At 34.2% G+C, this 24560-nt stretch carries 18 protein-coding genes and 1 tRNA gene; 6 read left to right on the top strand and 13 right to left on the bottom strand.

All coding sequences use genetic code 11. From position 1 onward, the window contains the following. Window positions 1–86: 86 nt before the first annotated feature. The 3 genes from Q0871_RS15880 to Q0871_RS15870 all read right to left on the bottom strand — a co-directional run bounded on the left by Q0871_RS15880 (window position 87) and on the right by Q0871_RS15870 (window position 1844). Entirely contained in the window at window positions 87–365 is a 279-nt protein-coding gene (locus tag Q0871_RS15880; protein ID WP_299325436.1) for a DUF427 domain-containing protein, read from the bottom strand. Between the two features lie 24 nt (window positions 366–389). Beyond that, window positions 390–1598, bottom strand: coding sequence for a bifunctional alpha/beta hydrolase/OsmC family protein (locus Q0871_RS15875; RefSeq protein WP_299325402.1), 1209 nt, complete (start codon window positions 1596–1598; stop codon window positions 390–392). A 164-nt stretch (window positions 1599–1762) separates the two neighbouring features. Next, window positions 1763–1844, bottom strand: a tRNA-Leu gene (locus Q0871_RS15870). Between the two features lie 128 nt (window positions 1845–1972). Between Q0871_RS15870 and Q0871_RS15865 the strand changes: the two genes are divergently transcribed. Continuing rightward, window positions 1973–3364 carry a dipeptidase gene (locus Q0871_RS15865; RefSeq protein WP_299325401.1) on the top strand — a complete coding sequence of 464 codons (1392 nt, stop codon included), beginning with the start codon at window positions 1973–1975 and terminating at the stop codon, window positions 3362–3364. Window positions 3365–3501: 137 nt separating this feature from the next. Here the strand turns inward: Q0871_RS15865 and Q0871_RS15860 are convergent, their stop codons facing one another. Continuing rightward, on the bottom strand, window positions 3502–4080 hold the full coding sequence (locus Q0871_RS15860; protein ID WP_299325400.1) for an alkylphosphonate utilization protein: 579 nt from the start codon (window positions 4078–4080) through the stop codon (window positions 3502–3504). Between the two features lie 222 nt (window positions 4081–4302). Here Q0871_RS15860 and Q0871_RS15855 point away from each other — a divergent pair, with 222 nt between their 5' ends. The 3 genes from Q0871_RS15855 to Q0871_RS15845 all read left to right on the top strand — a co-directional run bounded on the left by Q0871_RS15855 (window position 4303) and on the right by Q0871_RS15845 (window position 9127). Continuing rightward, on the top strand, window positions 4303–4668 hold the full coding sequence (locus Q0871_RS15855; protein ID WP_299325399.1) for a BlaI/MecI/CopY family transcriptional regulator: 366 nt from the start codon (window positions 4303–4305) through the stop codon (window positions 4666–4668). A gap of 35 nt (window positions 4669–4703) precedes the next feature. Further along, window positions 4704–7907 carry a M56 family metallopeptidase gene (locus Q0871_RS15850; RefSeq protein ID WP_299325398.1) on the top strand — a complete coding sequence of 1068 codons (3204 nt, stop codon included), beginning with the start codon at window positions 4704–4706 and terminating at the stop codon, window positions 7905–7907. Window positions 7908–8023: 116 nt separating this feature from the next. Next, a complete protein-coding gene (locus tag Q0871_RS15845; protein WP_299325397.1) occupies window positions 8024–9127 on the top strand; it encodes a DUF4407 domain-containing protein in 1104 nt (367 codons plus the stop codon). 58 nt (window positions 9128–9185) lie between these two features. Here the strand turns inward: Q0871_RS15845 and Q0871_RS15840 are convergent, their stop codons facing one another. Continuing rightward, window positions 9186–9314, bottom strand: a complete 129-nt coding sequence (locus Q0871_RS15840; protein WP_299325396.1) for a hypothetical protein — start codon at window positions 9312–9314, stop codon at window positions 9186–9188. A 422-nt stretch (window positions 9315–9736) separates the two neighbouring features. Between Q0871_RS15840 and Q0871_RS15835 the strand changes: the two genes are divergently transcribed. Both Q0871_RS15835 and Q0871_RS15830 read left to right on the top strand, forming a co-directional pair. Then, on the top strand, window positions 9737–14734 hold the full coding sequence (locus Q0871_RS15835; RefSeq protein WP_299325395.1) for a translocation/assembly module TamB domain-containing protein: 4998 nt from the start codon (window positions 9737–9739) through the stop codon (window positions 14732–14734). Continuing rightward, complete coding sequence (locus Q0871_RS15830) at window positions 14724–17048, top strand: BamA/TamA family outer membrane protein (RefSeq protein WP_299325394.1); 2325 nt, start codon at window positions 14724–14726, stop codon at window positions 17046–17048. Before Q0871_RS15835 ends, Q0871_RS15830 begins: the two co-directional genes overlap by 11 nt. Before the next feature lie 4 nt (window positions 17049–17052). Here the strand turns inward: Q0871_RS15830 and Q0871_RS15825 are convergent, their stop codons facing one another. The 8 genes from Q0871_RS15825 to Q0871_RS15790 all read right to left on the bottom strand — a co-directional run bounded on the left by Q0871_RS15825 (window position 17053) and on the right by Q0871_RS15790 (window position 24560). Beyond that, complete coding sequence (locus tag Q0871_RS15825; RefSeq protein WP_299325393.1) at window positions 17053–18054, bottom strand: metal-dependent hydrolase; 1002 nt, start codon at window positions 18052–18054, stop codon at window positions 17053–17055. A gap of 67 nt (window positions 18055–18121) precedes the next feature. After that, entirely contained in the window at window positions 18122–19261 is a 1140-nt protein-coding gene (locus tag Q0871_RS15820) for a hypothetical protein (RefSeq protein ID WP_299325392.1), read from the bottom strand. Window positions 19262–19340: 79 nt separating this feature from the next. Continuing rightward, window positions 19341–20447: a hypothetical protein gene (locus Q0871_RS15815; protein ID WP_299325391.1), complete on the bottom strand. Its 1107-nt coding sequence runs from the start codon at window positions 20445–20447 to the stop codon at window positions 19341–19343. Window positions 20448–20565: 118 nt separating this feature from the next. After that, entirely contained in the window at window positions 20566–22338 is a 1773-nt protein-coding gene (locus Q0871_RS15810) for a DNA mismatch repair protein MutS (protein WP_299325390.1), read from the bottom strand. An 89-nt stretch (window positions 22339–22427) separates the two neighbouring features. Beyond that, the gene (locus tag Q0871_RS15805; RefSeq protein ID WP_299325389.1) at window positions 22428–22910 is read right to left on the bottom strand and encodes a biopolymer transporter ExbD; all 483 of its coding nucleotides are present in this window, start codon (window positions 22908–22910) and stop codon (window positions 22428–22430) included. A gap of 4 nt (window positions 22911–22914) precedes the next feature. After that, a complete protein-coding gene (locus Q0871_RS15800) occupies window positions 22915–23532 on the bottom strand; it encodes a biopolymer transporter ExbD (RefSeq protein WP_299325388.1) in 618 nt (205 codons plus the stop codon). A 130-nt stretch (window positions 23533–23662) separates the two neighbouring features. Next, window positions 23663–24016, bottom strand: a complete 354-nt coding sequence (locus Q0871_RS15795) for an MmcQ/YjbR family DNA-binding protein (RefSeq protein WP_299325387.1) — start codon at window positions 24014–24016, stop codon at window positions 23663–23665. A gap of 7 nt (window positions 24017–24023) precedes the next feature. After that, the gene (locus Q0871_RS15790; RefSeq protein ID WP_299325386.1) at window positions 24024–24560 is read right to left on the bottom strand and encodes a GNAT family N-acetyltransferase; all 537 of its coding nucleotides are present in this window, start codon (window positions 24558–24560) and stop codon (window positions 24024–24026) included.

The raw sequence follows: 24560 nt of genomic DNA, 5'->3' as shown, positions 1-24560 counted from the left end.
ATAAGGTATTTAATACGGAATGATAATTTATCAATACAAAAAGGGTCAGCTTTTGGCTGACCCTTTAATAATCTATAACTAATACTCTATTTCACTTCAACACCTTTCCAAAAGGCAACATAACCTTTAATACCATTTGCTAATTCAGAAACTTCTGGATAATACCATGCCGCATCTTTATTTACTTCACCGTCTACTTCTAGATCGTAATAAGATGCAATGCCTTTCCAAGGGCACATACTATGAGTTTCTGTACTTTTAAAAAACTCTTTTTTAATATCGTTCGGCGGAAAATAATGATTTCCTTCAATTACAACAGTTGCATCACTTTCTGCAATCACCTTATTATTCCAAATTGCTTGTATCATAGTTTTAATTCTTAAATCATATTATTTTAATTCTGTCTTAATCATAGCGCCTTTAGAAAGCGTTTTATGTACAGGACATTTATCTGCTATTTCTAACAACCTTTGTCGTTGCCTTTCATCTAAATTTCCGAATATTTCTATTTCTCTTTTGAAAGTATCAATTTTTTTTCCGTCAGAAGAAACATTTTCTGAATCTGGCGCATGATCTTTACCATGATCTACATGTACAATTACCTTTTGTAAATCCCATTTTTTACGGGTCGCATACATTCTTAAGGTCATTGCCGTACAAGCACCTAAACCAGAAGCCAAATAGTCATAGGGTGATGGTCCAAAATCATTGCCTCCAAAATCTATTGGCTCATCAGCTATTAACAAATGATTACCCGAAACAATTTCAGAGGTAAACCCTTCATTACCGATACTTACCGCCACTTGATGAGAAGTTTTTAAAATCTCTTTCTTCGGAATATCTAAATAACGTTCTGCCCAACCAGATATTACATTACCAACATAAGTAGAATCTGCACTATTCATTAATAAATGGTCTGCCTTATCAATTGACACAAAACTTTTTGGGTGATGCGCATAGCTGTATAATTCTTTCGCATTTTCAATACCTACTATGGTATCTTGTGGCGAATGAATAACCAAAAAAGGTTTTCTCATGTTCTTAAGCACAGACTCCATAGGTTTTGACTCAATATCATCTATAAAATCTTTATTAATGGTAAAATCTCTACCACCTATATTCACCTTTGCTTTACCGGTCGCATTAATCTCCGCTACACTTGATTTGAACAAATGCTGCACATGCGAAGGAGAAGATGGCGCCCCAACAGTTGCTACAGCCAATACTGATTCTAATTGCGAAGCGGCAAAAATTACTGCGGCACCACCTAATGAATGCCCTACCAATAAAGAAGGAGCCTTATAATTATCTTCCAAAAATTTAGCTGCCTGTATTAGATCAGAAACATTAGATGTAAAATTGGTTTCTTCAAAATCACCTTCACTATCTCCTAAACCCGTAAAATCGAACCGAAGTACCGCTATACCTTTATTTACTAATGCTCTTGAAATATTACGGACTGCAGATAAGTTTTTATTACATGTAAAACAATGCGCAAAAATTGCATAACTGTGTGCATCTTGATTAGTAGGCAACTCTAACCGTGCAGCCAATTGTTTTCCTTGAGAATTTGTGAAAGTTACTTTTTCGAAGCCCATATTATATTATTTCTATACTGTTAGCATTACCATTGCATTAGAAGTAAATAATAATGAAAACTTACAAGGGTAAGAAATAATGGGCGTGATATTTAGTAAAGTCGAGAGTTGATTAAATCTAGCACATAAAAAAACCTCTTGATTTCTCAAGAGGCTTCTCATTGTACAGGCGGAGAGACTCGAACTCTCACACCGCAAGGCACTAGATCCTAAGTCTAGCGTGTCTACCAATTCCACCACGCCTGCATACTTTCCTAAATCACGATATGTGATTATCGGGGTGCAAATATAACGCAAAAAATCAATTCTCTAAATTTTAGCTATTTAAAAATTACGCTTTTTGTACTTTTATCGAAAGTCATATAAAATAGCACATGAAAAACGTAAAGAATTATCTATCGGAAAATAAGGACCGATTTTTAAATGAGCTTATCGAACTACTTAAGATTCCGTCTGTTAGCGCAGACCCTGCCTTTTCTCAAGATGTGTTAGATACTGCCAAAACAGTTAAAACCAGATTAGAAGAAGCAGGTTGTGATATTGTTGAAATTCATGAAACAGCTGGTTACCCAATAGTATATGGTGAAAAATTCATAAATAAAGATCTACCAACGGTTCTAGTATATGGCCATTATGATGTACAACCGGCAGAACCATTGGAATTATGGACTTCGCCACCTTATGAGCCGGTAATTAAAAAAACGAAATTACACCCAGAAGGTGCCATATTTGCGCGTGGAGCATGTGATGACAAGGGTCAAATGTATATGCATGTAAAAGCATTGGAGTTGATAGTAAAAACTAATCAACTGCCATGTAATGTAAAATTCATGATTGAAGGTGAAGAAGAAGTTGGCAGTAATAATCTTGCCATCTACGTCGCTGAAAATAGAGAGAAGCTGGCAAACGATGTTATTTTAATATCGGATACAGGTATGATTGCCAATGATGTGCCGTCTATAACTACAGGTTTACGCGGTCTAAGTTATGTTGAAGTAGAGGTTACTGGTCCTAATCGTGATTTACATTCAGGATTATATGGCGGTGCCGTTGCCAACCCTATCAACATTCTAACTAAAATGATTGCTAGTCTACATGATGAAAATAATCATATTACTATACCAGGTTTTTATGATAAGGTAGAAGAGCTTTCTACTGAAGAACGTGCAGAAATGGCAAAAGCACCTTTTAGTATTGAAAAATACCAAGAGGCTTTGGATATTGAATCTGTTTACGGAGAAAAAGGATATTCTACTAACGAACGTAATTCTATTAGACCAACATTAGATGTTAATGGTATTTGGGGCGGATATACTGGCGAAGGTGCAAAAACTGTTATTGCGAGTAAAGCATTCGCAAAAATATCTATGCGATTGGTTCCTAATCAAGATTGGAAAGAAATTACCGATTTATTCAAAACTCATTTTGAAGCTATAGCACCTAAAGGTGTAAAAGTGGTCGTGAAACCACATCATGGCGGACAAGGATATGTTACTCCCATTGATACCATTGCTTACCAAGCAGCTTCAAAAGCTTATGAAACTACATTTGGCAAAAAACCAATTCCGCAACGTAGTGGTGGTAGTATTCCTATTGTTTCTTTATTTGAGCAAGAACTAAAAAGCAAGACTATACTTATGGGCTTTGGTCTAGATAGTGATGCCATACACTCCCCTAACGAACATTTCGGAGTATGGAACTATTTTAAAGGAATTGAAACCATCCCTTATTTCTATGAGTATTTTACAGAAATGACCAAGAAATAGTTGACAGTTGACAGTTGACAGTTGACAGTTGACAGTTGACAGTTGAAAATAAATTAAAAAATAAAACGTCTTTAGGAGTAAAGACGTTTTATTTTTTCAGACAAATTAGATGCTATTAAAGTTCCATGAACTAAAAACTATATTTTCTTAACGTATTTGGTAATTATAACCGTCATTGTTGGTCCTACTTTACCTTCTATATATTCTGCATTTTCACGATCTAATGAAATTTTTCGAACTGCAGTACCTTGCTTAGCAACTTGGCTAGATCCTTTTATCTTCAAATCTTTTACTAAAACAACGCTATCCCCATTTTCTAAAATTACCCCGTTCACATCTCTATGAATAATCTTATCGGCTTCCGCTAAACCTTCACCTGTTGCCTTTGCCCAGTCTAGAGCTTCTGGCTCTAAATAAATCATGTCCAATAAATCTTTAGGCCAACCTTCAGACTTTAGTCTAGATAGCATTCTCCAAGCCACAACTTTAACAGAATCATACTCGCTCCACATACTGTCATTAAGACAACGCCAGTGGTTTGCATCCATTTGTTCTGGGTCTTCAATTTGAGTTCGGCATGTTTCGCATGCTAAAATACTAGAATCGACTCCGCTAATAGAAACCGGTTCTACTCCAAAAACTTCTAAATTATTGATTCCCGTACATAATTCGCAAGTGGAGCTACTACGTGCTTCCAAATCAGCTAATACACTCATTATTCATTATTTTTATAATACAAATTTACATCTTTTAAGTGGGTCAATTGGACCTTTCCCCAAAGAATTGGGGTCGGGCTATACATTACAAGTACGCTTTGCTAAAAAGCGAATACGGGCTTTTCATTACTATCCCTAAGGCAAAAAAACAAAAATACTCTACACTTGTAGAATTAAAATATTTACTCTATGTTTGTAGAACACCTTCTAAACTTGTAGAAAATGCAATTGTCAAAATCGGAAGAAGAATTAATGAATATTCTATGGAAGCAGAAAAAGGCTTTCATGAAAGATCTACTCGATGCTTACCCAGAGCCAAAACCTGCTACGACCACTGTTGCCACATTATTAAAAAGAATGGCCGACAAAAAGTTTATTGATTATAAAAACTTTGGTAGAAGTAGAGAATACTTTCCGTTGGTAAAAAAGAAAGATTATTTCTCTAAGCACGTTAATGGGCTCATTAAAAACTTTTTTAATGATAGCGCTAGTCAGTTCGCATCTTTTTTTACTCAAGAAACTAACTTAAGTAAAGCTGAGTTAGAAGAATTGAAAAAGCTAATAGACGTAGAAATCGAAAAGAAGTAATCATGGTAATCTATCTTTTAAAATCCGCCGCATGTATGAGCATATTTTTGCTTTTCTATAAACTCCTTTTGGAGAAAGAAAGCATGCACCATTTTAAAAGATACTTTCTATTAACCGCCGTTATCGCTTCTTTTATAATACCCCAAATTGTTTTTACAGAATATATTGAAGTAGAACCCACCACGGCAGTCACTCAAATTATATCAATAAATGAACCTCAAGATATACAACCAGTAGTTAAGGCTGTAGAAACATCGCCCATGAATTGGTATTTAATTTTATGGACTATCTACGGATTAGGTGTTGCAGGATTCTCATTGCGCTTTCTTATCAACCTCTATAAAATCTGGAAACGTATTCATAACAACCCAAAAACGAAACATAGTACTATCTATAGAATATTACTAAAAGAACAACTGCCGCCACATACTTTTTTAAAGTACATATTTCTAAACAAACGAAAATTTGAGGTCAACAGCATACCAGATTCCGTAATAAAACATGAAGAAACCCATGCTATACAAAGGCATAGTTTAGATGTACTTTTTCTTGAAGTATTGCAAGTGGTATTCTGGTTCAATCCGTTGATTTACGTTTACAAAAAAACAATAAAACTAAACCATGAATTCTTAGCAGATAGTGCTGTACTTAATGGTCAAGAAGACCATTTAAATTATCAAAACACGTTACTGTCGTACTTATCAAACGACAGCTTTAAGACCTATCAATCAGTTGGTATTGCCAATGCCATAAATTATTCATCAATCAAAAAACGATTCATCATCATGAAAAAACAAACATCAAAAAAAGGAATTGTATTACGAAGCCTATTGTTGCTACCTGTATTGGCCTTAATGCTTTATGGTTTTAGTCAAAAAAATGTAATAGCTCAAAACACGATTAAAGACATTAATATAGAAATCACAAAAAGTGGAAGTTTATTAATGAATAATGAGCCCGTAGCTTTAGAAAAACTATCTGAAAAAGCACTTAACGTAAATCAAAATATTGACACATATATCTTTAAGAATTACATAACAGCAAATATTTTATATGATGAAAATCAATATAAACTTATAGATCAAGTACAATCAGAACTTCAGTCTGTGGGCATTTTTAATATTGAACATTTTAGTAAAAGGACAACTGGGATTTTTAATCAAAATGGATTTGCTTCAAGTGATTATGATGGAAAAACGATAGATGAAGCTAAAAAAATTCGTAGAAATAATGTACTTAACACTCATAAAACAGACGCTAATAATGAACCACTGTTAGAGATAGCTTGGATAGAAATTAAAAATGAAAATGAAATATGGTTCAATGATCAACTTGTTCCTCTATCAAAACTAAATGAAAAGGTAAAGGCAGAATTTCCATTAGCGATTAAAAACAATAAACTATCAGCGCAAGTTTATACCACTGAGCATATCGATTCAGATTTTACAGATGCTATAACAGTAGAATTGAGAAAATTAAATACAAAAAGTATCACCATATTCTCGGATAGATATGCCATGCCCGAAGATGATTCTTCTAATAAATTGAGAAGTGACAACACTTCAAACAAAAACCCAAACAGAATAATAGAACTCGCAGGTTTAGTAATAGATTCTGAAACTTTAGAACCTTTAGTAAATGCAGAAATTAAGGACCATAACGGAACCGTTCTCACCAAAACAGACATTAAAGGATATTATTCGTTTGAATTAAATAATAGCTCACCAGATGAAATAAATTTTAACCTAACAGTCAAAAAGGATGGCTATAAATCATTATTACAAAAAGAGCATTGGGGAAATTTTCAAAGTAAAATTACTAGCTCCTTCTTCTTCGGTCTTCAAAAAAATTATGGAGCTACACCTGAGTTCTCTAAACTTTTCACAAGCAACGGCAACTTAGATTATACATCAGTTTCGAAAAACAAATCTATAATTGAAAGCGAACGGTTTTTCAATTCAAAGTTAGAGGATGCAAAAAATGGTAATACCAATTGTATTGTAGAGGTTAATGAAACACCTTATTTAGTAGATGCTACGTCATGGATTAAACTAAATTCTACAAACGATATAATAGCTATTAATGATAAAGAGAATTTACCTGCTTACAAATTGAACGGTTATATTAATAGAAACAGTATAAAAGCAATGTCTCCATTAGAGAGTTACGACACTGCTCAGTTCGCTGTATATACAACTTCGGGTGACATCAATGCCAACCTCAGCAAAAGAGCTTTCTCCACATATAATAAACTTGCCAAAAAATACAACGCTATTCACGTTAAAAAACGAGAGATTCCACTTAATGATTTAAAAATATTGGAGTCTGTTTATAGAAATTTGAGTCCAGCTCAAAGAGAAGAGGCTCAACCCTTCCCCAAGTCTTTGCCTAAGCAAAATCAAGATGGTGCTACAAAAGAGCAAATTTCCACCTACAATAAGTTGGCAAAAAGTTATAACACCATGATATCCAAAGGTGGTAATATTCGCATCATGAAAGCTGATCTTGATAATTTAAATTATATCTACGGATTAATGTCTGCTAAACAAAAAACAGCCGCAGAGCCATTCCCAGATTTTCCAGAACCGCCACCTGTACCAAAAGCGCCAAAAGCTCCGAATACCGCTGCTTATGCAGATGCTGAAATTGAAAGGATTATAGCAACCCAAGATACATACGATGGCGAATTATTACAGCACAAAGCGAATAATTTACCACATAATAACACTGCCTATATCAACACTGATGAAGAGCTAAAATATGATGAGAAGAAACCAGAAAACACTAGAGTATACATTTATAACTCAAATAGCGCCAAAACTAAAAACAACCCTAGTCTAATGGAATATTTACGCTCACTAGAAAAACAAAATGCCCAATTCTATTTTGAAGGTGAAAAAATATCCTCAGAAGAAGGTTTTGTAATTATAAAGAACGAAAAAGACATTAAAATTCAAACTCTACCTTATGCCAACAGACCACCAGAGATTAAAATTTACAAGAAAACTAATACCGATCTTATTCCACCTCCGCCATCTCCTCCTACACCACCATCACCATTAGACTATGCTATTAACATGGCAAAAAAAGGAGCAACATTCTTCTACGAAGGCAAAGAAGTCTCGTCTGATAAAGCCATTGACCTACTAAAGAAAAAGAAAGAGTTAAATATAGAATCTAGAGAGAAAAATGGCAAAGCAGAAGTAAGAATTACCAAAGAACCTGTAACAATAAGATAACCACAACGTCAAACATATGTTAAAGCCCTCTTTTCGAGGGCTTTTTGCGTACCAAAAATGAAATAGTTACGTTCACCCAGTATACATCATCATCAATCAAAAACAAATCATTAATCATGATACAAGACTTCTTTATTCTCTGCTCAGGGGCAGATGCCGATCTTTTAAAAACCTGCTCTAAAGGTGAGCAAAACAAATATGCCGGTATTGGCGCTACTGTATTTTTCACAGCTGTAATGGCTTTTATTGCTAGTAGTTATGCACTATTCACGGTTTTCGACAATGTGTATACTGCAGTATTCTTCGGTTTCATTTGGGGATTATTAATATTCAATTTAGATCGTTTTATAGTTGCTACCATTAAAAAGAGAAACAATTTTGGTCAAGAATTTTTACAAGCTACTCCGCGTATCATTCTCGCAGTCATAATTGCCATAGTAATTTCGAAACCCTTGGAAATGAAAATTTTCGAGAAAGAAATCAATCAGGTGTTGTTGGAGCAAAAGAATGAACTTACACTTGCCAACAAAGACCAACTCGCGTTGCAATACACCCCAAAGGTTGAGCAATTGAATCAAGATATTGCTGCATTAAAAAATGAAGTTTCAATAAAAGAAACGGAGACAAATGCACTATATGATATTTATATCAATGAAGCCGAAGGTACTGCCGGAACCAAACTGCTAGGTAAAGGTCCCGTTTATGCCGAAAAACGAGATAAGCATGATGCAGCTCTTGCAGAATTACAGGCTCTAAAAACTACTAATAATGAAAAAGTTTCGGCGATAGAATCTCAAATAGCAGCATTAGATACAGAATATGCTGAAGTAGTTAAAAATTCGCAACCTATTATAGACGGTTTCGACGGATTAATGGCTAGAATTACGGCTTTAGACGAATTGCCATGGCTACCATCATTTTTTATATTTCTTTTGTTTTTGGCTATTGAGACTTCACCAATTATAGCTAAGCTACTTGCTCCTAAAGGGGAATATGATATTAAATCAGAAGAGGAAGAAAGCGTTCTTTCTACTTGGGTGGAGCAAAAACTGGCGCAACGAAAGCTCATTGCTTCAACTGATAGTGAAATCAATCAGAAAATATATGAAGATTTAAAAGGTGAAGAAGAATTGTACGGCTATAAAAAGAAAAAAGCAGAAGAACTACTTCGTCTACAAGCAGACAGTTTTCATAAAATTCAAACGAAAGGTTTAAAATAAAAAAAGACCAATATTTCTATTGGTCTTTGGTAATTTGGGGGAACTACCTGAGCAACTATTATTTTGCCATAGCTTCTAGTATCAATTCTGAATTTGTAATATTAAAATTGTTTATTTCAAAAATTTCGTCTTGGTTCGCTAATTCAAAATAACCTAAACACATTTTATAATTTGAAACAGTTTTCATAAAATTCAGAGTTAATGATATTGTTTGCTAATCATTAATTACACTTCAAAGGTATATTGTTATGGTCGCTCTAATCTCGCACAATTGACTAAGGGAGAATAAGTATAGACCGACTGACAAAATGTATCGACCAACTGTTTTTATATTTTAAATTTTAGTTTTAGAACCAAACACATACATAGAATATGTTGTTTACCGATAATCTTCGTAGCAAATAAGCTAAATTTATATATTGGTAGGTTTAACTTTGCATTTTTATGGCATCACTTAAAGAAACCAAGAAAAAGAAAAGAAGGTTTTACAACCTCGTTATCATAATAGTATTGTTAATTATAATTGCTACAGGTTTTATGGCACAACTATAATGGTAACATTACGGTTGAAAATTGAATGTTTGTATTCATTCCTATAGTGTTTACCATATGACCGACACAAATTCAAAATTCAAAAAGTATATAAAGCTCCTGGGGAAAATTATCCTTGGTGTATTATTGCTATTCTTTATTTTGGTTTTAGTAGTTAAAACTCCTTGGGCTCAGAACTTCATTGTATCTAAAGTCACTAATTATATATCAGAAAAAACAAATACTAAAGTAGAAGTCGGCAAATTGTATCTTACTTTCTCAGGAGACATTCAAGTGGAGAATATATTTCTGGAGGATAAAAAAGGTGATACTTTATTCTATTCAAAATCGCTTCAAGCAGATATCCCTATTTACCCTATTGTTTTTAAAAATTCATTAGCTATAGATGGAGTCATTTCTAATGGTGTGGTTGCGAATATTAGTCGAGAAGATAATCCTGATGAATTTAATTTCACTTTTCTTATAGACGCGCTAACAACCCCTACAGACACAACAGCAGCTACTTCTGAACCTATGGAGATTTCTATAGGAAGTTTAGATTTAACTGATTGGAAATTGAATTACAACGATGCCTATTTAGGAACGGACATCAACCTAATACTTGGCATCTTAGATATAGAAGTTTCTGAGTTTGATTTAGAAAAAATGAAGTTTTCTTTAGATAATTTAAATCTAAGAGATACCCAATTCACCTATAATCAAACACACCCATTTTCTGTTACTGAAGATACTACCAATACTACGCTACCATTTATACAGGTAGAAGATTTCAAAGTAGAAAATATAGCTATTAGCTACAATAGTCAGCCCGATGGTTTACTAACTGAATTAAAATTAGGAACTATTGAACTCACAGATATTTTAGCAGATGTTTCTAAAAATAGATACGAGACCGACGACTTCATCTTACATGATTCGCAAATCGACATACAAATAACAAGTGACGAATCTGAACAAAAAAATACATCCAATAACACAGAGTTTCAATGGCCAGATTTTATTATTGCAGCCAATGATATCAACATTGCAAAAAACACATTTAGTTACTCTTTAAATGGCAACGTTAGTAATGCAGATGCTTTCGATCCCGATGCGTTTAAAATTGAAAAGTTACAACTGCTAGCTGAAAATTTAAAATACCAACCAAAGAAATTCAATCTGAACGTTTCTAAGTTCTCCTTTTCAGAATCTAGCGGCATTAGGTTAGATCAATTGACATTTAATGCAGGTCTGACCAATACTCAGGCATCACTTTCAGATGTTGTTTTTCAAATGAATCAGAGTTCAGCAAGGGCAGATTTTAATATACAGTTTAGCTCCTTGAAAGGAGCATTGAAAAATCCTGAGAAAAGTGCCATGTCCGCTACTATTTCAGACCTTAATTTAGAGCTTGACGATGTACTTAAACTACAACCGAAACTAGCCCAAAATCAGTATTTAGATTCCTTGTCCGCACAACCTATTACCGGCAATCTAAAAGCCGTAGGTAGTCTCGAAAAAGTGGATGATTTTAACACAGAACTACAATGGGGAAAAGACACCAAACTGACTGCAAAGGGTAGTATCAGCAATCTCACTGCTGTAGATCCACTTACATACGACTTGAACAATATTATCTTTGCAAGTGACAAATCTGCAATCAATAAAATAATATCGTCTAAAGAATTAGGAATAGCTATTCCAGAAACTATCCTCGCAGAAGGAAGTTTATCTGGCGGAATTACATGGATAAATCCTGATATGAAAATCAAAATACCAGAAGGGTCTGCTACTATAAATACCCTCGTAAATTTTGATGACCTCATGAAGTTCGATGGTCAAATTTCTGTTGATAGTCTACAATTAGGAAAGCTATTACAGAACGACCAACTGGGTAAATTATCACTAAAAATTAAAGGTAAAGGTGCGGGTTCTGAACTTAGTGATTTTGACAGTACTATTGATGGCACTATTACACAATTTCAATATGATGGATACGATTATAATGACATAGAAGTTACCGGGAATCTAAAAAATGGGAACGGCACCATTACCGCTAATATAGATGACCCAAATTTGAATATGAAAGTCAATTCAACTATGGCACTTTCATCTCAAGAAAACGACATTATTTTTACTTCAAATATTATTGGCGCAGATTTACAACAACTAGGTCTCACAAAAGACAATATTAAAATAGCGGCAAACATAAAAGGAAATTATACCGGCACACCATCAAATTTTACAATAAACACAACTATAGAAGACGGTATTACCATTGCGGATAATGAGCAATACCAAGTAGCTACTATCGCCTTAAAAGCTCATATTGAAGATTCTATTACTGATGTATCAGTTAAAAGTAATTTCTTAAATGGGCAATTAGCATCAAATGCATCACCAAATCGTATTACAACTGCACTTAAAAAACAAATAGAACAGTATTTCTCTACCGATGATACTACGTTTAAAGCTGAGGACGATATCGATGCAAAACTGTCACTTGCCATTATACCTACTCCCGTTTTATCGAAGGTGTTTTTTAATGGAGTTGAAGACTTAGACTCCGTAAATATAGATGCTAGTTTCAATTCTAAAAAGCGAAAGATATCTGCCGAAGTAAAAGTACCGCACATTGCATATGCAGGTAGTTCTGTTGATAGTTTAAATGCTTTTGTAAAGGGAGATTCCATAGACCTTAAATTCTCGGCAGGTTTGGCAGATTTAATTTATGATCCCATTCATCTAAAACAAACCTATTTAGAAGGCAGCCTTAAAAACAAAGAACTGCTACTTAACTTCAATTCTAAAAATGATTCCGTTGCCGTTATGCATATAGCGTCGGGCTTAGTATTTCAAAAAGACACTTTAAAGCTTCATATTAATCCGGAAAATCTCATCTTAAACACTAAACAATGGAATATTCCAGAGGATAATAACATTGTAATAGCTGAATCATTTTCTGATTTTAAAAACGTGATTTTAAGTAGAAATTCTCAAAAAATGGAAATTTCTAATAAGGTTCCAAAAATGGAATCGGACCATATCGGTATTCTTTTCGAAAATTTTCAATTACAAACATTCCTAAGCTTTTTTAATCCTGATGAAGCATTAGCAAAAGGTAAAGTCGAGGGAAACTTTGTAATCCTTAATCCGTATGCCGCTTCTGGGATAGTAGCAGATATTGATATTAAAGATTTTCAGGTCATGGAAAATCCGCTAGGTACATTAACCTTAGATGCGTCTTCTAAATCATTATCTGAATATGACTTTGATTTAGCATTAAAAGATGGTGGAGCAAATCTTACCTTAACCGGAGACTATGCAGCTAAAGAAACCACTGCCGAGCTAAATATGGAACTCGATATTCAAAAATTAGAAGCCAGCGTTATTCAAGGTCTGTCTAATAATCAATTAACGGATGGTAAGGGGTATTTAGATGGTAGTCTTCTTGTAAATGGCACACTTGCCGAGCCTAAATATTCTGGCAGAATTAATTTTAATGATTTTAGTTTAACCTTAGCAGCGTACAAATCTACTTTTGCCATAGATGACGAATATATAGATATTGATCAAGATGAAATAACGTTCAACTCCTTTGCCATTAATGATATTAACCAAGGTATATTAACCGTAGATGGTACTATAACTACTAAGAGTTTTGCAAATCCTGATTTTAATCTTTCGGTTAAAACTGACCAATTTAGGGTATTGGATTCTAAAAAAGGTGATGACGAACTTGTTTATGGTATTGCCAGTATTTTGGCAGATTTAACCGTAAAAGGAAATCTAGAATTACCTGTTATAGATGGAAAATTACGTGTGCGTGATGTAACGGACATCACCTATGTAGTGCCGCAGGACCAGTTAGATATTCAAGAACGAGATGGAGTGGTCATTTTTGTAAACAGAGAAAATCCAGACGCGATACTTACGCGGAACGACGGCGAAAAATCAGATTCTTTTTTTGCAGGTATGGATATCAATACGATTTTAGAAGTAGCTAATGAAGCAAAATTTACAGTTGTTCTTGATGAGAAAACTGATGACAAACTACAGGCATCTGGCAGTGCAACATTAAATCTTAATATTGACCCCAACCAAGATATTCGTCTATCGGGCAGGTTAGAATTAAATTCAGGATTTTACAAAACTAGTCTCTATAATTTGGTAAGTAGGGAGTTTACATTGCAAAAAGGAAGTAGTATTGTTTGGAGCGGAGACCCTTATGATACTAAAATGGATGTTACCGCTATTTACGAAATTGAAACTTCGGCATCTTCTCTGATGTCGTCTATAAGTTACGGTACAGACAGTAGTTTATCTGGTTCATATCGGCAAGCAGCAGACTTTTTGGTATATCTGAATATCGACGGACAGTTAACTCAACCAGAATTATCATTTGCATTAGATATGCCTGAAAGTGAACAAGGTAATTTTGGTGGTGCGGTATATAGTCGCGTACAACAACTTAATGAACAAGAGTCTGAGTTGAACAAGCAAGTTTTTTCATTATTGGCATTAAATCGTTTTTACCCCACCACAGGTAGTGATGGTAGTAGTGGCGGTGCTATTTCCATTGCCAAAAACAATGTCAACAAGGTCCTTTCAAATGAGCTCTCCTCTATTTCAAGTAAACTATTGGGTAATTCCGGTTTTGAGCTAGGTTTTGATTTAGATAGTTTTGAAGACTATGAAAGTGGTACTGCAGAAAGTAGAACACAGTTAAATATAAGCGCAAGTAAAAAATTATTTAATGATCGTTTAATTGTCACCGCTGGTAGTGCTGTGGATGTTGAAGGTAGTGCCAATTCAAGTGATACCGAAACCCCATTAATAGGCAATGTGACGTTAGAATACTTGTTGAGTGAAGAAGGCACGTACCGACTTAAAGGGTATAGAAAACAAGAGTATCAAAATATTATTGATGGTCAATTGATAATTACCGGAGTTGCCTTTATATTTAATCGCGAGTTCAATAAGTTCAGTCAATTATTTAGTCCGATAAAAAAGGAAGATTCCGATAAAAAGCCTTTAAAAAAGAACGATAAGAAAGAAGATACAATTGAAAAATAAAAAATTCACATATCGTACTTTACTCTGTTTAGCACTATTGTTTGCCTATTCATGTGGTATAGAAAAATATATACCTGAAGGAGAACAATTGTATACAGGAGCTACACTTAAAATAAATTCTGAAAGTGAACTCCAAGACGGTAAAGAAGTAAAGTCAGAATTACTTGATGTAATTGAGCCAAACCCTAATACCAAATTTATAGGAATGAAACCTGCCCTATTTTTTCATTACAAGGCGCAGCGAGAAAAACCAGGATTCTTATATAAATTTCTAAATAAATCTTTTGGAGAAGAACCCGTTTATTTTTCAGATGTAAACCCCGAACGTGTAGAAGAATTGATATTGAACCGACTAGATAATAACGGATTTTTCTATAGTCAGTCTGAATCTGAAACGGTCATCGATAAGAAATTTGCCTCGGTCAATTATTCCGCCAAGTTACCTGCTCCTTATGTATTGGAGAATTACAATCTAGAATCTGACACCTTACCCATATATAAGGAAATAGAAAAAATACTACCCGAAACCGCTCTAAAAAAAGGAGACCGTTTTGATCTTGATTTATTAAAAGCCGAAAGAGCACGCTTGAATAATGCTTTGAAACAAAAAGGGTTTTACAATAGCCAAGAAGATCTTTTAATTTTTGAAGCAGACACTAATCAATATAAGAATAGAAAATTTGATCTTTTTCTAAGACTGAAGAAAGATGTGCCAATACGTGCTTCTATCCCCTACACTATAGATTCTATAACAGTGTACCCTAATTATTCTATTGAAGGCGATACATTGCCTCTAACTAAAGAAAACGTCACCCAAGTAGATAATATAGATTTTATACAGAACGAATTGTATTTCAAACCTGAACTCTTAGAGTCATACTTACTTTTCAATAAAGGTGATTTATATGATGCTAACACATCAAAACAAACAAGCAACAGATTATCTGCATTGGGCAGCTACAAGTATGTAAACATACAATATACTGAACTTGACACCACTGCGACAGATGGTAATGGCGGATCATTAGCTGCTAATATCTATTTAGCACCTTTAACAAAACGATCCATTAGGGCGGAGTTACAAGCAGTTTCAAAATCTAACGGATACACAGGTCCTGGTATTTTATTGAGTCATACCAATAGAAATGTATTTAAAGGCGGTGAAACATTTAGTGTCTCGGCTGATTTTTCTTATGAGCTACAGTTGTCGAGCGGCAGCAATTCTAACCTAAGCAGTATTGCTGGTGGTTTAAGTGCAGATCTAATTATACCTAGATCCATACCTTTTTCACCAAGTAGATTTAAATATGCAGTACCTAAAACCAAAATATCTGTTGGGGTAGACTTTTTACAACGTAGTGATTTATTTACGTTAAGTTCTGTAAACAGTAGTTTTGGGTATACCTGGAAAGAAAATCAGTACGTACATCACACCTTAGACCCTATTAGTATTAACTATTCAAAACTATCCAATGTAACCGATGAGTTTCAGGCTATTCTTGATGATAATGAATATTTAAGCCAAAGTTTTGAACAGCGTTTTATAGCCGGTTTATTATATAGTTTTACGTATGACGAAGTATCTAATCTTAAAAAAGAAAAGCCAATTTACTTTTCTACAAATTTTGACTTAGCAGGAAATGCATTGAGTTTGTTTAGCGGAGGCTCTAGTACAATTTTTGGCTCAGAATATGCACAATATGCAAAAGTGGATGCTGATCTACGACTCTACTTACGCTGGCAAAAAGAACGAACGTTAGTATCTCGACTATACGCCGGCTGGGGTGTACCTTATGGTAATAGCACCACTTTACCTTTCGTTAAACAATTTTACTCTGGCGGTCCATATAGCGTGCGGGCATTTGACATAAGATCCATAGGTCCCGGTAATTTTTTACCGGACACCGATGATGATACTACCGATTATTACGACCAATCTGGTAATTTAAAGTTAGAAGCCAATGTAGAATACCGTTTTCCTCTTTTCTCCTATTTAAAAGGTGCGTTTTTTGTGGATGCAGGAAATGTATGGCTAACGGGCGATTATTCTAGTCTAATAGAAGATGAGTCTACCAGTACTTCATCTGTTTCACTTTTTACTGATGGTAAATTTGAAAAAGACTGGTTAAGCGAAGTAGCGGCAGGTGTTGGTTTTGGTGTTCGTTTAGATATTCAAAGTTTCGTGATTCGGTTAGATCTAGCCTCGCCACTGCGTATACCCTATTTAGATGAAAACGAACGTTGGAATGTACCTTTCTTTGGAAATGCGGATAATAACATGACCTTGAATTTTGCGATAGGCTATCCGTTTTAAGAAACTAATTTTCCCAAATACGTTGCCACAGCGCAACCATTAAACGTTTGGCGTCTCTTTTGAACTTCGGTCTTTCTTCTACAATTAAATCATCACCATCAGGTACTAACTTATAACTGAATGCAAATTGGTTTTCATTTTCGTCTAAACTAATGAGTCCGAATCTTAAGTCGTTAAAATACAGCTGCCCATCATTTTCGGTAATCGTATACCAGCCTTCGGTTATTTTTATAAGTCGCTCTATTTTATCGTTACTAGACCATTTACCCAGTAATTCATAATTTTTAGGATACGATGTAAACGAGATAGACTGCGTATCAAAGAAAGAATAATCTCCCATTAAATAAGCATCATCAGTATCTATATTTGCCATCCACAGTACCGTATTCAATGGTGCAGGGCGGGTATTCATTTCGTTATAAGAAACACCTTGTTCCCCAAGCGCATTTTCAAATTTCTGAAAAGCGATACCTTTTAAGACCAATGTTAATACTAAATAGGATGTACTAATGACTAGTCCGAGTTTCACATATTTTTTACGTTTCAAAGAAGTACGCTTTTGAAACATAGCTAATATCAAGAAAATAATAAACGGAACAGTATACAACGGGTCTATCACAAAAACACTCTGAAACGCTAATCTCGTTTTAAACGGCCAGAATAATTGTGTGCCCCAAGTGGTAAAAGCATCTAACAACGGATGCGTAAAGAGACCCCAGAACATTAACTTAGACCACTCTTTCCAGGTAGCCGATTCTTTCTTGTTTATTTTCCAGACCAGCCATCCAAAAATGGGTGCAAATACTACTGAAAAGAATATAGAATGACTAACTCCCCTATGCCATTCGGTAGCAGTAACCGTATCTAGAAAATAACGGGTAATCACGTCTAAATCGGGAATTGTACCAGCAATAGCACCATAAAGCATAGCCTTATTACCCACTTTCTTTCCAAGAACCGCCTCGCCGACCGCTGCCCCAAGTACTATTTGTGTTAATGAATCCATATGATGCCCCCTAACCCCCAAAGGGGGAATTAATAAGTATTGTTATATTATTTTAAAAATTTAAAAATCAATCAATTACAAGATTTTGTTCAGCAGAAATCAAACTACCATCAGTTCCCATGCCTTCAATATAAAAATTGATATTATTCTGTAAGGTGTTTAGTATTTTGAAGGTAGCTACACCATTTTCATCAGTCTTTAATTCTGGAACCCAATGTATAGTACCAAAATTCTCAAATTCATTAGAAAGGTATGAAGTGTATTTGGGGGTATAGAATTTCTTAACAGGTTCGAATCCTTCTTTAAGTTCGTATTTAAAAACATTCTCATCTTTACCATACTGATCATTATAATCCCTTGGTAATCTTCTGGTATAAATACGAATTACACCACCGGAGCCTCTTGCTCCTTCACCTGCGCCTGTTTTATCTATTAAAAAGCTTTCCACCTCACTAGTTGGCATTCTATATAAAATATCAAGTGTACTTAATCTTGCACCATTTAAATAAATAACAGGAACAGGCAATGCATTACCTGAAAGAAAAGATTGTACAGTTCTTGCTCTAATAATCAGCCGATCTATACTACCAAAACTTAACTCTTCTCTAACGTAATAACCCCTTGACGCTATAATGTCGGTTATTAGCGGAAAACTAAATTCTATATCTTCAGTAACCTCTGTCATTTTTCCTTTTAAATATTTAGGAACAAACACGTTACTTTCTACAGTAGTCTTAATCTTATTTTCAACAACCGTAACCTCATTTAGACTTATGGTATTATCAGACGAAATTAAATCGGGCGCATTACCTATTTTAGAACTATTTTCTTCTTCAAATTCTACTTTTTCTTTCCAAATAGTATCAATTTCATCGGGGATTGCCCCTAACTTCATATTCAAACCTATATTTGGTTTTGCCAATTTTCCATTCTTTACAATCAACGTAAAATCCAAGGTTTCACCTTTTACAGGAAAATTTTTCTGAATCAAAAATCTATTTTCTAAAATGTCTAAATATCTACTACGACCATCAGGAAAACTAACCAATAGCTTTTCTTCTGATGTAACCCCTTTGCTGTAGATAGTTCCTTCTAAATCTATTCCGTTTTCAAATTCATAAAACTGACCAGGAGGTCCCTTAAAAACATCGGTCCAATCATATCTAGACCAACCTTGAGTCATTAATAAAATATCAAGGTCGTTCACTTTTTTAGTAGTAATGTCCTTAAAATAATATTTTGGATTTTCAATGAATCCTTTTACGTAAGGCTTTAAATAAAAGGTACTATAGATAGAGTTTTTTTTGATTGTAAGAAATTGTATTGCCAGGTAAAACAGAGACACTTAAATTTTGTTGCACATTACCGATATCAAGAAGTTTGATTTGAATATTTAAAGAATCGCCCTCTGTAGTTATTTTGCTTACCTTCAATTTAGTGTTGAAAAGATTTGCATGATTAAAAATCAATCGTTCTGCAATTGGCTTACCATCTGGATTAAATAACGTCAAGATATTCATCCCTTTATTAAGCACTTCTTTAATTAAAACTTTTGATACAAATAGTTTATTCTTGGGGAAGGTAATGGGTATTCTATTTGCGTGACCATCTTTATGTACCAGCAAATAAAACTGTTTTTCTTTAATAATTTCCTTAGTCGCCTCGTTTGTTGTTAAACTAATAATGAACCGGTCATCATCAACATTCTTTACACTAAAAGAGATGCCTACTTTAGAAGGTTTTTGGAGTGTAGTGGTTTCCACACTACCATCGTCAAACTCTATTTTAGCCACGTACTCAACACCCGCCTTAGGATTAAAATTAAATTTTCCCAAACCAAAAATTGATGTATAGAATCTGGCTACCTGAGTATTATCGCTATCGAATACAGACCCTTCTACAATTCTAACACCATATCCGTTAGCATCAGTAACTTTAACTCCCATAACACCAGGCGCGTCTTCAACGAAATTACCGCCTTCAGGCAGAAACTGGATATCATAATCTTTAATAGATTTAGCCTTTTCAATCGGCTTTTCATTTAAAATGGTGACTTTCTGAACAAAAGAATCATCTTCTTTAAAATTCTTCATCCAATTTGTACTTGTACGAAGATAATACTCACCACTAGCAAGCATTGAATCTACGACAATACTACCTTTAAAATAGCCATCACCTGCTTTAAAATGATAGTCGTTAAATTTCTTGCCGTCGGCATTATACAAGCCTACATGAATCGTTGTAGTCTGACTAAAGGGTTTATTGTTATGCCTGTCATACACATAACCCTTTAACCATACTTCTTCATTGGCTATATACGTTGTTTTGTTAGTATGTAGAAATACAGACTCTCTTGGTAATTCAAAATATTTCAGGAATTTATCCTTGACCAAATTGTTACCAATTTCATTTTGAGCTAGAAGAATATTTGAAAAAGGAATAAAAGCGAAATTCTATGCATAAAAAAAGACGGAAAATGATTACAATTTTAAATCTAAGAATAAAAAAGATTTATTCTATAATCCCCATCTTCTTTAACAAAAAAGAAGCGTTCATATTCTGACAAATACCGTCTTTAAACGTGTAATCAAAATGTAGTTCGTTATCTATGATTTCCGCGTCAAAATAATGGTTCTTTACAGCATCATATTCATTAGCGACTTCGCAAAGACTAAGATCATGCGTAGCAATAATACCAGTAGATTTACTCTTTACTAATCGCTCTACAAACTTTCGTGAACCCAATGCCTTATCAGTACTATTAGTTCCCTTTAAAATTTCATCTAAAACAATAAAATAACGGTCCGTTTGTATTTCATCTACAATGTATCTAAGGCGCTTTAATTCTGAAAAGAAGTAAGATTCATCATCTGTTAATGAATCTGTGGTACGCATACTGGTAATTAGTTTTATTGGGGAATAACTTACAGATTCAGCACAAACTGGCAACCCGACATTAGCCATCATAATCTGTAATGAAACAGTTCGTAAGAATGTACTCTTACCAGCCATATTTGCACCGGTAATGATAAAGAACTGTCCGCCATCAATAGTAAAATCATTCAATATACTTTTTGCTGGATCTAATAACGGGTGACCTGCATTTTTAGACTTTAATACCACTCCGTCATTAGTAATCGTAGGATATGTGGAATTCGGATGGTTAAAAGCGAAGTTCCCTAAACTACTATAGGCATCAAAAAACGCAATGGTATTGAACCAAATCTCAACATCTTTACCATGAGCCTCGATCCATTTTTCAATAGCAAGACAATCAGTTAATGAGCGAAGGAAAAATCCGTTTGCAAATATTAAATATAGTAGATTATTATTACGATCCAGGTTGCTTAAAAGTGATGCGAATTTCTTTAGAACTTTAGAATTATGTTCACCATTGCTTAAAATATTTTCTTTTTGTTTTTTCAAAAGATCTGATGTAAAATCAGTCTTTTCTATCATTGCCAATAGTTGATTGTACTGGTCAAAAGTAGATTTCATTTTGGTAGCGCTCTGTCCTAAATTGGTTACCTTTTTTGTAAATAGACCAACGATGATCATACCTAGAACCAACCATATAATCAAAACAGATTCCGGTAGATAATCCAAAAAGTATGCAATAAAAATAGTCACTGAAATAATTGAAAATACTTGCGGAATAAATTTCATTGCCTTTGGTACAAAAGACTCGTAATTCTTTAACCATTTGGCAATAGTATGTGTAGAAGTTTCCGTTTTCGTTAATGCTGCCATCGCAGAAAACTCTTGTCGCCAATCAACTTTTTCACCAATTTCAGTAATTGCTTCTTGCTTTTCAGCGATGTCGTTAATCGAATTCTCCTTATAAATATCGGCTAATAAAAGGCTACCCTCGGCAAGTTTTGTCCTATTTGAAATTTGATAAAAAGAACCTTCACCAAACAAGTCTATATCTTGGCTAAAAAAATGAATGTCATCGGCAAATTCTTTTCCGTTAGGTAATTTAGAAAAGTCTCTTTTTAGCACTTGTAACTCTACTTGATTAAGATTTCTTAGCTCCTCAATTTTAGCTTTTTGAAGTTTTAGATTTGTGTACTTACTTACTAAAAACAAGAACAATGGTATACCAACAAATAACACGTCAACCACATATTTTGCATTTACCGAAGCGAAATAAAGTGCAGCGATAGTACCCAAAAATATCAGTAATCGTAACGTGCTAAATAAAAAAAGTTTCTTATTCAAGGCTTCAATAACCTCTTCAAACTTTTGTACGCGTTGGGTGTAAAATTCCTCTAAATTATTCATGAATATCAACCTATTATAGAAAAGGCAAAGATAACCTTAGAAAGTGGTTTCTATAAATGGAAAGCAGTTTTAAAAACACTCATTTCATTTTATAAATTATCTACAGCGGCACCTTCATAAGTGGTATAGTTTATTTTCAACAAATTCACCATACGAAGTTCACTTTTAAGGTCTTCTATAATACCCATTTTCACTCCAATATCTGCTTTAATAGAAACCGTTGCAACACTTTTTAAATGCTCTGGCATTGACGACAAGGCTTGTAATGCATAATCGCCAACTTCACCTACAGTAATATACTTATTATCCATTTGAATTCTGGGCTCATCTCCCAAATTGGCCTTGGCTTCTGCAGTAGGCTTACCCACATAAATTTCTATAACTCGGTCTTTCTTGTCCAATTTTTCAGTTTCAGTTGCGGTTGGTAAGGTATTCTCCACCAATAAATTTTGATTCTTCATAACGGTAACCGTCATAAAGAAAAAGAGAAGAATAAAAACAATATCAGGTAATGATGCTGTTGATACAGGCGGCAAGCTTTTACTAGATCGATACTTGTTGAATTTTATCATGGTGTTAGTTATTTACTGTTTCTGGTTCTAGAATTTTCTGCGGATAAAGTGCTCTTATAATTTCAAGACGTTCTTTTAATTGCCCTTTTTGGTCATCACTGATCTCTTCATTGTAATAATCAGAATAAATGCTTTCATAAGGGGTATTGAACAATCGTAAGCTTTCTCTATTACGCAAGGTGTTATAAGCTGCAATCACTTCATTTTGTACAGCTACATAAACCGGATAGCTTGTATTTCGTTGCGTTTTTATAGAAATAATAGCCTTATCAGGATTTTCAGATAAATCTAGTAAACGGTCGCCTTTACAATAATCACAATATCCATCCATACCCAATGTATAACCACCGTTATCTATAAAGGCGATTACTTTCTTTCTAAGGATTTTTGAATTTATGATTTCCTCTTCTGCCATTATTTGATCACTATTATTAATACTAATTTCAAAAAGGTTTCGCTCTCTGATATCAACAATAGCTTCATTATCATTCGAAGGCATTAGACGGTTAAGTCCAGCATCATTCTCTATAGAAGTGGTGACCAAGAAAAAAATCAATAATAGAAAAGCGATATCTGCCATAGAACCGGCATTGACTTCTTGAGGTATTCTGTGGTTTTTCATAAATAGTGGTTTTATACACTATTAAGTACCACATATCAACCAATGAAAAAAAGTTGGAATGAGTGAATGACCCTTTTGGGTGAGTGAACAGACCACTTTACAAATTGAACAAAGTTTTGTAAACTTAATACTATAATGCTTCTAGTTCTGCTTTTAACTTCTTGGTAAACTTAGAAACGACCAGATCATAAGAATGATCAATAAGCTCTAGCGTAAGTTCTTTAGATATTTGATCTAGGTAAACAGTGTTCCAATGTTTTTTACTCATGTGCCAGCCTTCAATAATACCGTCATGAGTTTCGCGAAGTTCTATGGCTCTATCTGGATCACATTTTAAATTAACGCGTAGTGGAACATTATCCAACCCGCAAAGGGCAAACATTTTACCCATGACTTTAAATACCAACGTTGTCTCATCAAAAGGAAAGGATTCCGTTACTCCTTTTTTAGAAATGCAGTATTCTCGGTATTCTTCAACATTCATTTTATGATCATTTGACTCTTACGTTTTCTAAAAACTCTGAGGCATTCTGCCAATAGTATCTAATCTTTAAAAATGTCTTATCACCTATATCGTTAGATTCAACAGTTTCAATTGCGACGCCGCCTATCTTTTCATAATATTTAATTGCAGCAATGTTGGTATTTAACACCCATAAATAGAAGCCATTCTCTCCATTTCGTTGTACAATTTCTTCCGCTAAAGCTGCTATTAACTTTGTACCTATACCTTTTCCTTGAGCATTAAGACTTACGTGTAAATTATCTAGCAATGTTCCATATTGAATATCATGATTGAAATAGGCACACATAAAACCCAAGAACTCGCCATCTTCCTCTGCTATAAAAACAAACTGATTATCTGACGGATGCTCAAAGCGCTTTTTCCATTCAATCAATCTATTCTCGAATGCCAGATTATCTAAAAAATGGTCACTAAAAGATTCTCTATAATTTTGCTGCCAGCTTACCGAATGTAAAGTTGCTATTTTCTCAACATCTACTTCGGCAGCCTTTCTAAAAGTCAT

This window comes from uncultured Maribacter sp. (assembly GCF_947500985.1).
In the GTDB taxonomy this organism is placed as follows: domain Bacteria; phylum Bacteroidota; class Bacteroidia; order Flavobacteriales; family Flavobacteriaceae; genus Maribacter.
The sequence above is the reverse complement of the archived record's forward strand: the minus strand, read 5'-3'. Positions and strand labels throughout refer to the sequence as shown.

What these genes read in the sequence shown, in the direction of transcription:
- Q0871_RS15875 (WP_299325402.1), bottom strand. Translation starts at nt 1,598, where the DNA reads ATGGGCTTCGAAAAAGTAACTTTCACAAATTCTCAAGGAAAACAATTG.
- Q0871_RS15865 (WP_299325401.1), top strand. Translation starts at nt 1,973, where the DNA reads ATGAAAAACGTAAAGAATTATCTATCGGAAAATAAGGACCGATTTTTA.
- Q0871_RS15860 (WP_299325400.1), bottom strand. Translation starts at nt 4,080, where the DNA reads ATGAGTGTATTAGCTGATTTGGAAGCACGTAGTAGCTCCACTTGCGAA.
- Q0871_RS15855 (WP_299325399.1), top strand. Translation starts at nt 4,303, where the DNA reads ATGCAATTGTCAAAATCGGAAGAAGAATTAATGAATATTCTATGGAAG.
- Q0871_RS15850 (WP_299325398.1), top strand. Translation starts at nt 4,704, where the DNA reads ATGAGCATATTTTTGCTTTTCTATAAACTCCTTTTGGAGAAAGAAAGC.
- Q0871_RS15845 (WP_299325397.1), top strand. Translation starts at nt 8,024, where the DNA reads ATGATACAAGACTTCTTTATTCTCTGCTCAGGGGCAGATGCCGATCTT.
- Q0871_RS15840 (WP_299325396.1), bottom strand. Translation starts at nt 9,314, where the DNA reads ATGAAAACTGTTTCAAATTATAAAATGTGTTTAGGTTATTTTGAATTA.
- Q0871_RS15835 (WP_299325395.1), top strand. Translation starts at nt 9,737, where the DNA reads ATGACCGACACAAATTCAAAATTCAAAAAGTATATAAAGCTCCTGGGG.
- Q0871_RS15825 (WP_299325393.1), bottom strand. Translation starts at nt 18,054, where the DNA reads ATGGATTCATTAACACAAATAGTACTTGGGGCAGCGGTCGGCGAGGCG.
- Q0871_RS15810 (WP_299325390.1), bottom strand. Translation starts at nt 22,338, where the DNA reads ATGAATAATTTAGAGGAATTTTACACCCAACGCGTACAAAAGTTTGAA.
- Q0871_RS15805 (WP_299325389.1), bottom strand. Translation starts at nt 22,910, where the DNA reads ATGATAAAATTCAACAAGTATCGATCTAGTAAAAGCTTGCCGCCTGTA.
- Q0871_RS15800 (WP_299325388.1), bottom strand. Translation starts at nt 23,532, where the DNA reads ATGAAAAACCACAGAATACCTCAAGAAGTCAATGCCGGTTCTATGGCA.
- Q0871_RS15795 (WP_299325387.1), bottom strand. Translation starts at nt 24,016, where the DNA reads ATGAATGTTGAAGAATACCGAGAATACTGCATTTCTAAAAAAGGAGTA.
- Q0871_RS15790 (WP_299325386.1), bottom strand. Translation starts at nt 24,560, where the DNA reads ATGACTTTTAGAAAGGCTGCCGAAGTAGATGTTGAGAAAATAGCAACT.